The 14,775-nt window shown below is 44.0% G+C and carries 10 protein-coding genes; 1 reads left to right on the forward strand and 9 read right to left on the reverse strand.

What is annotated here, in order from left to right; translation table 11 throughout:
• Positions 1 to 3: 3 nt before the first annotated feature.
• From LEP1GSC058_RS00310 to lptE, 8 genes are all read right to left on the reverse strand, one after another.
• Positions 4 to 1,842: an extracellular solute-binding protein gene (locus LEP1GSC058_RS00310; protein WP_016547575.1), complete on the reverse strand. Its 1,839-nt coding sequence runs from the start codon at positions 1,840 to 1,842 to the stop codon at positions 4 to 6.
• A 91-nt stretch (positions 1,843 to 1,933) separates the two neighbouring features.
• Entirely contained in the window at positions 1,934 to 3,958 is a 2,025-nt protein-coding gene (locus tag LEP1GSC058_RS00315) for a RelA/SpoT family protein (protein ID WP_016547638.1), read from the reverse strand.
• A complete protein-coding gene (gene nadC, locus LEP1GSC058_RS00320) occupies positions 3,958 to 4,836 on the reverse strand; it encodes a carboxylating nicotinate-nucleotide diphosphorylase (RefSeq protein ID WP_016547559.1) in 879 nt (292 codons plus the stop codon). The genes LEP1GSC058_RS00315 and nadC overlap by 1 nt, the downstream gene beginning before the upstream one ends.
• Before the next feature lie 153 nt (positions 4,837 to 4,989).
• On the reverse strand, positions 4,990 to 6,819 hold the full coding sequence (locus tag LEP1GSC058_RS00325; protein WP_016547542.1) for a lipoprotein LipL71: 1,830 nt from the start codon (positions 6,817 to 6,819) through the stop codon (positions 4,990 to 4,992).
• A gap of 41 nt (positions 6,820 to 6,860) precedes the next feature.
• Complete coding sequence (locus LEP1GSC058_RS00330) at positions 6,861 to 7,202, reverse strand: STAS domain-containing protein (protein WP_016547645.1); 342 nt, start codon at positions 7,200 to 7,202, stop codon at positions 6,861 to 6,863.
• Positions 7,203 to 7,271: 69 nt separating this feature from the next.
• A complete protein-coding gene (gene tgt / locus LEP1GSC058_RS00335; protein ID WP_016547550.1) occupies positions 7,272 to 8,396 on the reverse strand; it encodes a tRNA guanosine(34) transglycosylase Tgt in 1,125 nt (374 codons plus the stop codon).
• Positions 8,393 to 8,881 (reverse strand): Fur family transcriptional regulator, encoded by a 489-nt coding sequence (locus LEP1GSC058_RS00340; RefSeq protein WP_016547766.1) that lies wholly within the window; start codon positions 8,879 to 8,881, stop codon positions 8,393 to 8,395. Before LEP1GSC058_RS00340 ends, tgt begins: the two co-directional genes overlap by 4 nt.
• Before the next feature lie 219 nt (positions 8,882 to 9,100).
• Positions 9,101 to 9,655: an LPS assembly lipoprotein LptE gene (gene lptE / locus LEP1GSC058_RS00345; RefSeq protein WP_016547688.1), complete on the reverse strand. Its 555-nt coding sequence runs from the start codon at positions 9,653 to 9,655 to the stop codon at positions 9,101 to 9,103.
• A gap of 90 nt (positions 9,656 to 9,745) precedes the next feature.
• Here lptE and LEP1GSC058_RS00350 point away from each other — a divergent pair, with 90 nt between their 5' ends.
• A complete protein-coding gene (locus tag LEP1GSC058_RS00350; RefSeq protein ID WP_016547601.1) occupies positions 9,746 to 11,560 on the forward strand; it encodes a M23 family metallopeptidase in 1,815 nt (604 codons plus the stop codon).
• Positions 11,561 to 11,629: 69 nt separating this feature from the next.
• On the opposite strand, the gene greA is transcribed toward LEP1GSC058_RS00350, so the two are convergent.
• Positions 11,630 to 14,410, reverse strand: coding sequence for a transcription elongation factor GreA (gene greA, locus LEP1GSC058_RS00355; RefSeq protein ID WP_016547529.1), 2,781 nt, complete (start codon positions 14,408 to 14,410; stop codon positions 11,630 to 11,632).
• Between the last annotated feature and the right edge of the window lie 365 nt (positions 14,411 to 14,775).

The raw sequence follows: 14,775 nt of genomic DNA on the forward strand, positions 1-14,775 counted from the left end.
TTTCTAAAGCTGCGGAGAATACTTAAGCACGGGAGAATATGTAGGCATTGCGCTTTTAGACTTTTTATTGGAGTTCAATAAGTCCGATTTATTCTCATCCAACCACCAGAGATGATTAGCGCCGTTTTCTCCATTAAAGCGTCCTAATGGATTTGTCGGATATCCGAATCGATTCCAATACAATAATCGAGTTGATTTTGTATTCCAGAGTAGAACATAAGGAACTTCCTTCGTTAAAGCTTTATCGATTTTACGAAGGATATCCGTGCGTTTTTGTACGCTGAATTCCGTTTTTTGTTCCTGGATTAATTTATCGACTTCGGTACTTTTAAATCCCGCCAAATTATTCTGGCCGGTTTCGTCGGCGTATTTTGAAAACCACATAGGTTCGGGATCGGGAAATAATCCGCCTCCCCAAGCGGCCCAAGTCATATCAAAATCGTATTTATCTATGCGTGAGCTCCATTCCGCTAAGTCAGTGAGATCGATACTAGCCTGGATCCCGAGCTCTTTTGCACGCTCAATAAAAACTGTGAAATATTTTTCCGTTCCCTTATCTCTATCCAAGATGGAAAATTTAAATTCTTTACCGCCCTTTTCGAGAATTCCTTTTGCATTCGGTTTCCAACCGGCTTCCGCTAAAAGTTTTCGCGCCTTTGCAGGATCGTAATCGATCGGAGGATTAGGCGTGGAATTTCCGGGCCATACTCCCGTATAATACGCGTCGGTTAAGTCGTATTCGTTAAAAGCAAGTTTGTTCACTAAAAGTTTCCGATCTACCAAATGTGCGATCGCTTTACGAACACGAACATCGTCGAACGGCGGCCGCCTCATATTGAACACCCACCCTTGAAAACCTAGCGGCTTATCGTTATACACTTTTTGCTTAACGATATAATTTTTATCGAACGGTTCTCCTGTCGCTTCCTTCACCCAAGTATAAGCCTTATACACCGGATATATATCGATATCCCCTTTTTTAAATGCCTGAAAGGCGACCGCTTCCTCGGTATATACTTTAAATAAGAGAACGTCGAAGTTATCGCTTCCTTTATAGAACGGATAAGCACGCATCCAATAGTCTCCTCGCCTACGTAAACGAACGTATCTCCCTTTTTTGGCGGACAAAAGTTCGTACGGTCCCGAAACTACGGGAAATTCGAAGTTTTCCTTATTAAAATCTTTTTCCTTAAAATGATGTTCAGGAAGAATAAATAGGGAATGTGCCACCGTTTCAAAATTAGACCAATGAATTTCTTTCTGAGTGAATTCGACTTCATATTCGTTTAATATTGTCGGTTTTTCGAACCGCGCTAAACCGATTCTAAACACGGCAGTATTGTTCTCTTTGTTCATTAAGGTTTCATAAGTAAAGAGAACGTCCTTTGCGGTAACCGGTTCTCCGTCGGACCATTTTGCGTTCTTATCGATCGTAAAAGTGAATTTTCTCTTATCGGCGGAGATTTTCCAGGAGCTAGCCAAATGAGGAATGGGCTCTAATGTTATCGGATGATACTCCAATAGGGGCTCGAACATCGTTTGAAATATTTCCGCCGTAGTGGAAAACTGTTCCAGATAGTAATTTAAGGATTTCGGAAACTGATGACTGTAAATTCGGAGAGTTCCGCCTTTCTTAGCGTCGCTGGATGCAATCGGATTATTTTTTCGTAAAGCTTCCGGTATCGATGAATACGCCCCTTGCCAGGCAATGTCCTTAACAACGGTCCCGCTATCGGAGTCTTCTTTTTCTCCGCACGAAAAAGTTAGTCCGATCAAAAAGCTAATAATTAGGAATATGATCGAATTCCGAATTTTTTGTCCCCAATTCGTTTCCCGTTTCAATGTGTACCTCGTTCGTTAGAAACTTTCGCAAAGAGGGAATTTCGGGCAAACTGAATACGGTTTTTAAGAGGATTTTTCGAATTGAAATCGCTTATTTTACGCGATGAGCAAACACTACGTCCGGTATCCGCTTAAGATTTCCAAGAATCTCCTTTAACTGATCCAGATGCTCGACTTCGATCATAAATCGCGCCATTAACGTGTCTTTCTGAACGGTAGAAGCCCCTGCTTCCAAAATATTCGTCTGGGTTCCCGAAATACTTTTCACCATTTCCAAGTAGATCCCCTGACGGTCCCGCGCTTTAACTTCGACTCTCACCGGAACCGGTTCGGTCTGTCCATAGTCCCAATCGACGGATATGATTCTAAGCTGCTCTTCGTCCCTTTGCTTCAAGGCCACACTGCAGTTTTTCTTGTGGACTGAAACGCCGCGGCCTCTCGTAACAAACCCGATGATTTGATCGCCGGGAAGAGGAGAACAGCAACCGGAAAGACGGACCGGAATATCCCTTAATCCTGCGACCAGAACCCGGCCTTCGCCTACATGACCATGCTTTTGGTTCTTATCGTGCGAAGGTTTTCTCTTCAGTTCTTCTAGGACTTCGGCATTGAGGGTTAACTCTGCGGCTGACTCGGCTCCATGTTCCAAATCTTTGCGACTCTCCTCGCGAAGCTTACGGAAATAGGCCCGGAGTTTTTGTCGGGCGGAAGTGGTTCTAACGATTCGGAGCCAGATAGGAGAAGGTTTCGATCGCTTATCAACGACAACTTCCACTTGGTCTCCGCTGCGCAGCTCGGTTCGTAGGGGAATCATCCTGTTGTTTATTTTAGCTCCCTTGCAATGAAGGCCTACGTCAGTGTGGATTCTAAATGCGAAGTCCAGCACCGTCGCGCCCTTCGGAAGCTGAATGATCTCGCCTTTCGGAGTGAAAACGAAAACTTCATCCTCATGAAGATCATATTTTAGCTCCTCCAGGAATTCTTTCGGATCTAATGCGGAATCCTGCCAAGATTGAAGGACCTCCAACCATTTGACGGTAAGATGCCGTTCATTAGCGTGAGTCTTCCCTTCTTTATAAACCCAATGAGCCGCGATTCCGAATTCGGCGATTGCGTTCATCTCCGCCGTTCGAATTTGAACTTCGAGAGGTTTACCGTCGGGACCGATAACGGTGGTATGCAGGGATTGATACATGTTCGTCTTAGGAGTCGCTATATAGTCCTTGAACCTTCCCGGAACCGGAGTCCAAAGAGTGTGTACGATTCCTAAAACTCCGTAGCAATCCTTGATTTCATCGGTGATGATCCTAATCGCTCTCAAATCGAAGATTTCATCGAAGGTTTTTTCCTTCGTCTTCATTTTACGATAAATAGAAAAGAAATGTTTCGCCCTTCCGTCGACTTGAGCGTTTATGTTTATTTCCGCCAAACGTTGCTTTAGAATAATTTGAAGTTTATCGATATATTCTTCTCGTTCGGATTTCTTTACGTTGATTCTTTTTTTTATATCCTGATATTCTTCGGGATAAATGACCTGAAAAGCGAGGTCTTCCAGTTCCGACTTAACTTTATAAATACCTAATCTTCCCGCGATAGGTGCGTACAGTGAAAGTGTTTCATTAGCGATCCTGCGTTGTTTTTCGGGCGGCTGAAAGGAAAGCGTCCTCATATTATGAGTTTTATCCGCGAGCTTGATCAGGATCACTCGAATATCTTGAATCGTTGCGATTATGATTTTGCGGATATTTTCGGCGGCTTCAGTTTCTCGAGATTGGCTTTTGATCTCCGAAATTTTCGTAACGCCTTCCACAAGCTGAGTGATTTCAGTACCAAAGTCCGAAACCATATTTTCTCGGGTATATTTCGTATCTTCTATGACGTCGTGGAGGATTCCGGCAGAAATGACCTTTTCGTCCAATCCGAGCTCGTAAAGAATGTAGCCGACCTGCAACGGATGAACTATATAAGGTTCTCCGGATAGACGAAATTGTCCCTGGTGCGCATCTTCCGAAATCTTATACGCTTTTTCAACGAGATCTAGAGATTCCGGTCCCAGACGATCTCGGACTCCTTCTAAAAGCATTTCCTTAGTTGCGGGAGCTTTCACAAATCCCATCAATAATCCATCCGTATATCTAAGCCGAGGTCGAGAAAACGCGTGGTGTGGGTTAAGTATCCCATGCTGACTCCGACACCTGAAAATTTTGATAAGGCTTCCAGCTTTTCCGGAGTGATTCCACCCGAACATTCTATGCTTATCGAGGCATTCGCTCTTTTTACTATTTCAAGCGCAGTTTTAGTGTCTTCCAGATTGAAATTATCAAGCAGGAGCACGTCGGGGTTAGCTTGTAAAGCGTCTTCCAATTGAGAGAGTGAATCGATCTCCAGTTCTACGAGTCTACCGGGGTATCTATCTCTGATTCTTTTTACCGGAATAGATGCGTGTTCGAATAGTGCAAGATGATTGTCCTTGATCATTGCCATTTCCGATAGATCGAGTCTATGATTCGATCCCCCTCCGCAATAAACCGCATACTTCGCAAGCTTCCTATATCCGGGTAGGGTCTTTCTGGTGTCCAAAATCATCAAACCATTCGATCCATAACGATCAACGACCTTCCTCGTTTCCGAGGATATTCCGGATAAATACTGCAAAAAATTTAGGAGAATTCGTTCCACTCGTAATAATAAGATTAAACTTCCGTTAAGTTCGGCGATTGTATCTCCTTTCCGAAAACGGTCCCCGTCTTTAAAGAAAAATTTGGATCCCAGACTTTCACCGGAGAGTCGATTCAGCGCTTCGAGCACACCACTCCCGCATAAGACGCCTTCTTCGCGAGCATTCAAATTAGCGAATGCTTTTTGATCGGGCTGAAAAAGGGAAACCGAGGTAATATCTTCGTCAGGACAATCTTCCTCCCAAGCCATTTTGACCAAAGGAAAGTAATCCTCCGAAACAACTTCGGAAATAGGCTTAGTGTAAGCCCTTTTCACAACGACTCCATCTAAATAGAAGTCTTACGCGCTTGTTGAAGGGATCAAGCGGAATTCCTCAGGATTCCCCCCCAGAAAAAGAAAAGCCCGGATCCAATACCGGGCCGGGCTATTCCATCAAGGAATCGAAATAGGAGTTGCTAAAACCTAGGACTATTTTCCTGCATCGGGCTTTTTCTCTTCTCCGCTAGAAGATGGGGCATGTCCTTCAGTATGAGGATTTGCACTTTCCCCTTCTGAAGGTTGGTTCTCTTCATGCTGAGGAGCAGTTTGACCTTCCGATGAATTGTGTTGTTCCGGAGGAGGAGCTTGTTCTCCGGACGGCGCCTGTTGGTGCTCGGGAGCGTGCTGCTCTTCCGCCGGTGGCGTTTGCTGTTGAGGAGCATGTTGCTCTTCTGCTTGCGGTTGAGGGTTTTGAGAATGATCTTCCTCGGAATGTTCTTCTTCCGCCTCAGGTTTAGGAGTCGTGGTCGCGTCGGATTTTTTCTTTTCATCCGTTACTGCTTCCACTTCATCGCTACCGGAATGTTTCTTCTTAGCCTTTTTAGGATCGAATTTCGTAGATCCTTTTCTCGGAGGAATCAAAAGCACTTGTTTCGGATAGATCAAGCTTGGATTCTTAATCTTTCCTTTATTCGCGTCATAAATTCTTTTCCAGAGCCGTCCCGTGCCGTAATGCTGTTTGTAAGACGCAATTCTCCAGAGACAGTCCGCAGGAACTCTTTTCTTAACCACATACCGCTTCCATCCTTCCGGAAGTTCGCCGGAACTTGCAGAAGTTTTTCCGCTCGTACCGGTCGTTTTCGTTTTAGTATGTTTGGTTTTGCCTTCAGCGCCATCAACGGTCGCATTTCTATCATCTTCCGTCGTTCCGGTTCTTCCCGCAACGGAAGCGCCGGATTTAATTCGCTCTGCAATATCATCCGACTGATCAACTACGATTCGAGACAGTCGAATCGCTTCTTCTGAACGACTAATCGAATCTTCGTATTTTTCTGAAGAAAAGAAATCTTCCGCGGCTACTAAGGATTCGTCTGCAGCCTTCAAATTTTCATCGGCTCTTTGGTAAGAGGTCTGAATGTCTTTGCTAGAGGTTACCTTAGTTTGATCGATTCCGGCAAGTTTATCTTTTGCCTTTGCAATGCTATCCTTGGCTTCTTCTTTTTTCTTAGCAGCGTAGGATTGAATATTCTTTGCTACAAGTTCGTTCGATTTTTTACGAAGATCTTCTACTTCGGAGTATCCTTCTTTAATCTTGCCTTCGTCGATTTTCGACTTAGTTGCATTCAATCGTTCTCTGGTTTGTCCCACTTCAGGATCTTGCCCGCCGGCATAACGATCCGCATCATCCAAATTCTTTTCGATATCGGATAGGGAATCGATCAATTGCTGTTTTTGAGAGAGAGCTAATGCTTTTGCATCTTGGGCGGATTTTTTTGAATCCAGATACTTCTTATTACTTTGCTCATATTGCTCAAACGCGGCTAAACGAGTCTTTAACTTAGCGTCATCTCCGGATTCTTTTGGATAAGATTCTAAGGCCCGATCCGCATTATCGCGAAGGGTATCGCCTTCTTTACGAAGTTCTACCGCATTTGTATAAGGTTCGCCGGCAAGCTGAGACGCGAAAGCTTCTTCAGCCTCATCAATCGCAGTCGTAGCTTGTTTTTTGGATTCTTCGGTTAGCGAAGGAAATGATTTCTCCTGTGCATCCAAGGCTTTCGCTCTTGCATATACCGCACTTTTCTTCGTTTCGCCTAAGTCCTCGTTAGAGGCTTTTTCGTGAGCTGCGAAAAGACTCTTGCGAGCCTCCTCGTATTCACCGGGCGCGTATTTTTCTGCACCGGATTCCTTGGCTCGAGTGATTGCTGACTTTGCTTCTGCAAGCTCTCTAACGGGGAGCTCGGCACCGCAAGCAACCAAAACGCCGAGGATCCCTAGTATGAATAGGAATCGGAAAGATGTAGCTCGAAAGGATTTCATTTGTTTTGCACCAGCCTGGAATCGGTTTTCTCTATCGTAGCTTATTTAAAAGCACCGACAGCGTCAGCTTCAGCTTCATTATCAAAAATCTCAAAGAAGGACGTAAGCTTAGTGAGCTCAAATACCTTTCGCACAGACCCCGCGACGTTAATGATTTTTAATCCTCCCTGATATTTCTTTAGGTTAGAGAGGCTGGAAATCAATGCGCCAATTCCGGATGAGTCGATGTAGGAGACTTTTTCCAAGTTGATGATTGTATAATATTTCTGCTCTTCGATGAGCTTAGCAATGACATCTTTTATTTCAGGGGCGTTATACAAATCGATTTCGCCATTAATGTCCAGAATTACGATGTTACCGCTTTCCCTTCTGGTGATTTCCATAAAAAATCAGCAACTCCTTATTATCTCTTTTTGAACCAACCTACTATAGGGGGGCCAAACTCTATATAGTCAACGAGAAATTTCCGGTCTTTCATACAAATTTTTCCATTTAGCGGAAAACTGATCAAATTTTCCTTCTTGGATGGATCGCCGAAGCTCAAACATAAACTTCTTCATAAAACTCAGATTATGGAACGTACTCAGAGAGAAAGCGGTCAGCTCTTTTACATGGTGAAGATGTCTCAAGTATCCGACACTGTATCTCTTACAGACTCTACATTCGCATTCGGAATCTAGAGGTTCGTCCGAAAACTTCCACTTCTCGTTTCTCAAGTTAATTTTTCCCTTCGAAGTGAATACTTGTCCGTTTCTCGCATTGCGTGTCGGTAGAACACAATCAAACATATCGACTCCATTCCTCACTCCATCCAGAATGTCCGGAACTGTACCGACTCCCATGAGATAAAGAGGTCGATTCCGATCCGAATAAGGAGCAATTCCTTCCAAAGTTCGAATGAAATCGGGTCGAGGCTCGCCCACCGAGAGACCGCCGAGCGCAATTCCGGAGAATGGAAGTCCGTTTAAGTAGGAAAGACTTTCCAAGCGGAGCTCCACGTTCGTGCCACCCTGGACAATTCCAAACAAATGTTGTCCGTTTTTATCCTTTTCCCAATGCTCCACCGCCGTTTCCGCCCAACGATGAGTCCGATCCAAGGATTCTTTGATTCGAGCGACACTCGCATCTCCGGGAGGACAATCGTCTAACACCATCATAATATCGGAACCGATCGTCCGTTGGATATCCACTACCTTCTCCGGGGTGAAGAAGTGGGCGCTACCGTCAATATGAGAGCGAAAGGCGACTCCATCCGCTTCGAATTTAAAAAGGGAATTTAGGCTAAAAACTTGAAAGCCGCCGCTATCGGTCAGTAAAGCCTTCTTGTAAGATATGAAATTCTTGAGCCCTCCGAAACGCTTCAGAACTTCTTCCCCCGGGCGTAAATACAAGTGGTATGTATTTCCGAGAATGAGCTCGAATCCGAGTTCGTCGATATCATCCGAATCTAGAGATTTAATCGCTCCTCTCGTTCCGACAGGCATGAATACGGGAGTCGGAATCTCCACGCCGTTTAAGGCGAGAGTCCCGGTGCGAGCAAAGGATTGTGGATCTCGAGTTTCTTCTCGAAAGATCATTTCTTCCGAGGGCAATTGGGATCTAAGCAACTTCCGTAGATATTCAAGCTATGTCCGGTGATTTTGAAACCGTTTCCGAGGGCAGCCTGCTCCTGGAGTTGCTCGATTCTTTCATCTACAAATTCTACGATTCGACCGCAATCCACACAAATAATATGATCATGGTGGGTATGGCCGATGATATGTTCGTAGTACTTATAATCCTGTCCAAAATTATGTTCTTGGAGAAGCTTTGCTTCCACCATAATCGATAGAATCCGATAAATGGTTGCCTTGGAAATTTTATCTCTCTGGTCTTTGAATTCTTCCAGGAGGCTTTCTGCGGTAAAATGGTTGTGCAGAGAGAAAATTCTCTCGGCAACCAGCATCCGTTGGTTGGTGATTTTTAATCCTTTCTTTTGAAGATAATCCGAAAAGGTTTTCATCTCCATACGAATGGATTCATCTACTGTCTTAAGAATTTCGGCTTCCTTATCCTTATTCATCTTTTATCAGATCATGTTCATCTAACAGTTCATTTCTGGGTCCGGGCGTGCGAGTCACTCCCGATTCTTTACCCGTATTAGATCAGATATCGAATATCGGGCAATCCAAAAATCAAAGGAGCGTGCCTCCGGTCGGAATTGTTGAAAAAAGAAAGGAAAAATGCCGGAATCTCCCGCTAGTTTTAGGAAACGGTTTTCTCGGAGATTTCCGGAGCCAATTCACTCGTCAATCTTTCCGGAAATCGAGTAGTACCAAGCCCTCTCTAATTCTTCGGAAATTCGGACGGAAAGAATCCTCAAAGCTCTAGTTTGGGCCTGCGATTCCGTTTCGATATAACCGACTTGGTCGGAATAAATCACCCTCGCGGGGATTTCGGATCTCTCCAATGGGATTCTCTCGCCGCCGGCTTTTTGAAGTTCCACCTTGCAGATAATCAACATTTCACGACTGAGCAATTGCCCGCCTTGGTCCAGCAAGGCACCAACCTGTTGGTAATGGGAAATTTCTCCGTAAATTCGATACGCCGCCAGGGATTTTTCCCGCGTTTGGATAAACCTACCGCGATTATTTATTTCCTGTTTTACTAAATCGGAAAGTTGCGTATGCAATCCGATCCCGTACGAATTGTTTCTGAAATTCTGAACATAAACCGTCCTTTGTGAATCCGGAATCGGAATGCCGTTTATTTTCGGAGGGTTTCCCGGCTCTCGGGTAAAGTAAGCACAACTATTCAGAACGATCCCGAAAATCGGAACCAGTAAAAGAAAACGCATATCTTTCAGGCTGATGGTTTCCCTTTCTACTGCAAGGAAATTCTATGATTCCTGCTTTACATTTCAAGCGAACGACCGCTGAATTCGCACATGGGGAGAACTTTTCGTTTATTTCCTAATGCGGATCTCGTTGTATTTCTTTTCGTTTTGGGAACGCTTCTCGTACCGCTGCGCGATTCTGTCGGCGTGGAAACTGCACCTAAAATTTCCTCGCTACCATCTACTCCAAAGAGAGCGCCGGTCTCGACTCAACCGATCTGGCAGGATCTCTCATCCGATACGCTTGCCGATCTTGGAAATCTACGCTTTCCAATGGAGCTCGAAACTCCGATCTCCGGTTCGTACGCTGAATACAGGGTTCACCACCTTCACATGGGTTGCGATTTTAAAACGTTTCATGCAAATGGCCTCTCGGCATTGGCCCCTTTTTCCGGATACGTCGATTCAATCGGGCAATCCGGGAAAGGATATGGACTTAATCTCGTACTCAAATCCTTCTCTTCTCCCTTGAAGGCCAAATTCGCTCACTTATTAGATTTTAGTGGAATTCGAAAGGACCTGGAACTTTTAAGAGAGGCTCTGGCTCTTTTAAGCGGCGGAGAATTCCAAGTAAAGTTTTCGAACCCGAGTTTTATGACAAATAAAGGAGATATGTTCGCGAGATTGGGAGAATCCGGAACCGGAGTTAGTCATTTACATTTTGAACTTCATCTTCCGGGAGGGACACTTAACCCTCTTCCTTTTCTCCCTATGAGAGGGAAAGACGTAACCCCTCCGGAATTGCTTCTGCTTTATGTGGATTCGGACGACGGAACGCAGTTACGATTCCCTCTGCAAAAAAAAGGAGAAGGTATATTTGAAATTCCGCCGGAGACGAGACTTTCCTTAAATGGAGGCGTTCGCTTTCGGTTAGGCGCGTATGACCTGATGACTTCCCGAAATAAAAATAATTTATTTTTTGTCGGTCTTTATAACGAACAAATTCCTTTGTATGAGCGATCGTTTCGAGGAATGAGTTACGAGGAGGCACGTTCCCACCAGGATATCTTCGATTCCAATCGATCTTCTTTAAATCCGGCCGTCTATGTGTATAATTTGTTCCCCGCCAAGGGCCCAAGTATTGCCTTGAACACCTTTCCGATCGGCGCCAACGTTCTCCTTACATTAAAAGCCGCAGACCAAGCCGGCAATCAATCCAAAGTATCGATACCCATCGTAGTAAGTCCCGCCACAAAACTACAATCCGGCGGGATAAAAACCGAATTCACATCTAAAGACGGAAATCTCAAAATAAAAACTCCGCCCAAAACCACGTATGGCGCCGGAAAACTTTCCTTTGAAAAGTTGCAAGCGCTGACGGAAATCGCACCTTTACCGGAGGGCCTAACCTTGAAAGGAAGCGCTTATGAGCTTGAGTCTTCCGATCTTTCCTGGGTAGGAGAAGCCGAACTCAACTGGAATGGACTTAGATTGAGTAGAAAAGAAAACGTTTATCTATATGATAAAGGTACTAAGCGCTGGTCGGCGCTCAAACAGAAAGGTAATTTAAGCTATCTATCCAAACTCGGTATTTTAGCGGTATTGGAAGATAATGCCAAACCTACCGTAACTCAGCCTTATCTAATCACTAGACATAGAAGAATTGCGAACGCCAAAGAACCCGATTGGGAAGAACGAGTGTATGTTCTAAGCGACGTAGGTTCCGGGTACGCCGGAGGAGCCGAAGTGCTATTAGAGGGAGAATTTTATCCGAGCGAATTCGACAGCGATCGGAAAATGCTGATTCTGAAAATCCCCAAATCTTTATCGAACTGGAAAAAGAAACTGCTCGTTCAGATCAGAATTAAGGACCGATCAGGAAATATCTCTGATTGGTTTACCGATCTAATCCGATTTGAAAGTTAATAAACGAAATATCTAAAAAAAGGGACCGCAAACGGTCCCTTTTTCGATTTCAGACTGAGAAGGTTCTCTTCAGCTTTCTTGATTCTGTAGAGAGAAACGGTTGATATCCAAAACTTTAAATTTAGTTTCCGCACCGCCTAAATTAAGCGCCGCCGTATCGCCGATTCGTTTACCTAATAAGGATTTAGCCAAAGGAGACTGATAAGAAATGATATTTTTTTCGGTATCCGCGTCCCAAGCTCCCAAGATGGAATAGGTTTGATTTTCGCCGGTTGACTCGTTCTTGAGTTTAACCGTAGTTCCGATATTGATTCTATCCGTTTTTACATTAGAAAGATCCAATACGACTGCGGTTTTCAACTCGGATTCCAACTTTTTGATCTGAGCCTGCAGCTGAACCTGACGTTCCATAGCGGCCTTGTATTCCGCGTTTTCGCGTAAGTCGCCTCGCTCCTGAGCCTCTCCGATATCTCTCGAGTTTTCCAGCATTTCCACGTTCACGAGGTGTTCGAAATCGGCTTTCTTCTGATTCAACGCCCAGCGTGTGACAAGCACGGCGTTTTCCGGAATATGAGAAAGGACGTCGTCTTCTTCATCATCCTCTTCCTCTTCTTCCCAAACCAAATCGGGTTTCAGAGATTGAATCAAACCCATCAGCTTATCTTTGTCGGTCTCTTCTATATACGGAACTTCTCGATACAGCGCGTATACTTTACGGATGTATTCCGAATCTCCGTTTTGAATCGCTTCGGTAATGACGGTTGATTCATTTCCGAAAAGAATTTCATGACAGGTATTCTTGAGTTTGGTTCCTTTTTCTTCGATTTTATTCAAAGGTTTTAGAAGGCGGAGAACTCTTAAAATCAAATCCTGACGGGAGACATTCATCCATTCCTCGTCCCAAGTGCGCCATAAAATGGACTTTGCGACCCAAAGGAACACTTCCGGATTTTCTTTCGCGCGGCTCGCAGCCGTTTCGATGAATAAGTTCAACTCGGCGAATTTTTTATCGTCTTCCAGTACGGAGACGACGTATTTATTGTTCTTAACAGGAACCTCGAAGAGCAATCCGACAAGAACGTTCACCCAATCTTTATGGAATTTCTTAACGATATCCACGAAAGATTTCTTGATGTCCAAGTTGGTGATTCTGGAAGAAATCTCCAAAAGTTCTTCCCTATTAAGAGTTTTAATCAGCTGGGCTACGTCTTCTTCCTTCTGGTGACGTTGGAAATCATAAGGAGTTCCATCTTCACCTTCCATCGTGGAAGCGACTTCCTCTAAATATAAAAATGCTACGATCTTACGGAACGGTTCGCCGGATTCTTCTTCCTCATAATAATGATGAGCGAAGGTATCGATTGCTCCTTCCGCTTCTTCCTTATTTCTAAGAGCTTCGATTGCAATATCCAATTTTTTGGATAAATCGGAGGTTGCGCTGAATTTTTCGGTAAGTTCTTCCGCGAAGGTAATCGGCTTTTCACGATACCAAAGCTCGTCCTTTTTCTTAGGATTGAAGCCTAGTTTCGGTTCCTTCTTGATGATATTCTTGGCCTTATTCCACCATTTGGACCATTCCGCGACGGGTAGGAATTTGCCGACAACTTCGTTTTTAATCTCCGAAACCAACATATGGCCGTCGAAAGAAGTTAATAATTCCTTAAAGAAGCTGGGAATGTCTTTTTCGAATAACTGAACTACCGATTCTTTGTTCTCATAGAATTTCACCCAAATATGATCCACCTTTAGCGGTTTAAGGCTGGTGATGGCCATTTGAATGGAAAGCTTATGGTTCTTTTTATCTTTGAAATCGACGAAAATGGAGTCCCCGTTCGGAGAGATCGAAACAATTTTACCTACTCCCCAATTTCTATGCAGCACGTAGTTATCCGTATCGAAAACGATGTTTCTTTCGAAATTGGAAATACAGACCTTAACCGGCTTTCTGTTATTTCCCAATTCGGACATCTTGAGGAAGTCCTCTAAAAGGCTATGGTTGGCATATTTCAGTTTATAAACGCGAATTAACTCATTACGAGCCTTATTGGAAACCGGCTCGTGATCTAAAATCTTCTTTAAAAGATAGATCACTCTATCCCAATCTTCTACGGATTTATGAGGATCGACTAATGGATATAAATATCCTGCGAGACGGGTTTTTTCCCTATGACCGAGCAGGATTCTTTCAATTTTTTCCACGAACTGGATATCGTCATAACTATTCGATACGAAAATCGGCCAAATTTCCTCGAATTGAACGTAATCCTTGGTTTTTGCAAACGTCTCGATGGCTTGCTTTAAATAGGTAATAGCGCGTTCTCTATTTTCTTCAAGAATGGCTAATCCGTATTTTTTTGCGATTTCCGGATTCTTACGATCCTGCTTTGCAAGTTTTTCCAGAACCGGCTTTAATTCTTTATTTTTCTTGAGTTTTTCCAACGCTTCCGCTTTGAATCGGAGAGCGTAACGATCTTCACCGTATTTTAGAATATTATCCGTTATATGTTCGATGATCGTCCATTTACTAGCCTGTTTGAACGCATCTAATAGGTTCTTAAAATAAGAAGCGGCATCGATGCTTCCTTTCTGGAGTCCTAAAATTCCAAGTAAGTATCTAGCGGAAATACTTTCGGGATGCTCGGCGAGATGTTCTTCCAACTTCGCTTTCGCTGCTTCGGTAACTCCGGAGGCGCCGAAAGACTCTATAAGATCATCGTAGATTTTAAATTTGGACGCAGGGATGGAGTTGGCGTCCGAGCGGACGTAAATCTCCTCGTTAAAGAGCGAGGTAAGCTTGTCCAAATCGCTGGCAGGCTTGGTTTCCGCGGTTGTCGCAGTTTCGTTAGACATAGGAAATACTCCACCGAATGGGGTCGGCTCGAAAAATAATATGGATGGGCTCGTTTTATCTCTTTTGGCCCTTTCTAGATCAATTATAACGGAGAACGCTTATCCGTAAACTAGAATTTCCCTAGCGGGAAAAGGGCGCGCGCTAGGCTAAGCCTGGAATGCTCCAAGCTTTTTAGAAAGATGTTTTGCCTACCTTTCTTGGTCTTTTTTTTCTGTTTCGACCCAAAAAATAGAACGATCTTTTGTACCTGATTTGGCTCTAGATCGGCGGCGGCTCTTGTTTCGGAAACTCGATTACCAAGGATGCCTTATTTACTCAACCTTTTTTAACAAAATTTTTTCAGGAAAACTCCAAAAAAGAAAAC

Source organism: Leptospira fainei serovar Hurstbridge str. BUT 6 (assembly GCF_000306235.2).
GTDB lineage: Bacteria > Spirochaetota > Leptospiria > Leptospirales > Leptospiraceae > Leptospira_B > Leptospira_B fainei.

Coding starts and splice junctions, on each gene's coding strand:
- lptE (WP_016547688.1), bottom strand. CDS start 9,655: ATGCGTTTTCTTTTACTGGTTCCGATTTTCGGGATCGTTCTGAATAGT.
- LEP1GSC058_RS00315 (WP_016547638.1), bottom strand. CDS start 3,958: ATGGGATTTGTGAAAGCTCCCGCAACTAAGGAAATGCTTTTAGAAGGA.
- greA (WP_016547529.1), bottom strand. CDS start 14,410: ATGTCTAACGAAACTGCGACAACCGCGGAAACCAAGCCTGCCAGCGAT.
- tgt (WP_016547550.1), bottom strand. CDS start 8,396: ATGATCTTTCGAGAAGAAACTCGAGATCCACAATCCTTTGCTCGCACC.
- LEP1GSC058_RS00350 (WP_016547601.1), top strand. CDS start 9,746: ATGGGGAGAACTTTTCGTTTATTTCCTAATGCGGATCTCGTTGTATTT.
- LEP1GSC058_RS00340 (WP_016547766.1), bottom strand. CDS start 8,881: ATGAATAAGGATAAGGAAGCCGAAATTCTTAAGACAGTAGATGAATCC.
- LEP1GSC058_RS00325 (WP_016547542.1), bottom strand. CDS start 6,819: ATGAAATCCTTTCGAGCTACATCTTTCCGATTCCTATTCATACTAGGG.
- LEP1GSC058_RS00330 (WP_016547645.1), bottom strand. CDS start 7,202: ATGGAAATCACCAGAAGGGAAAGCGGTAACATCGTAATTCTGGACATT.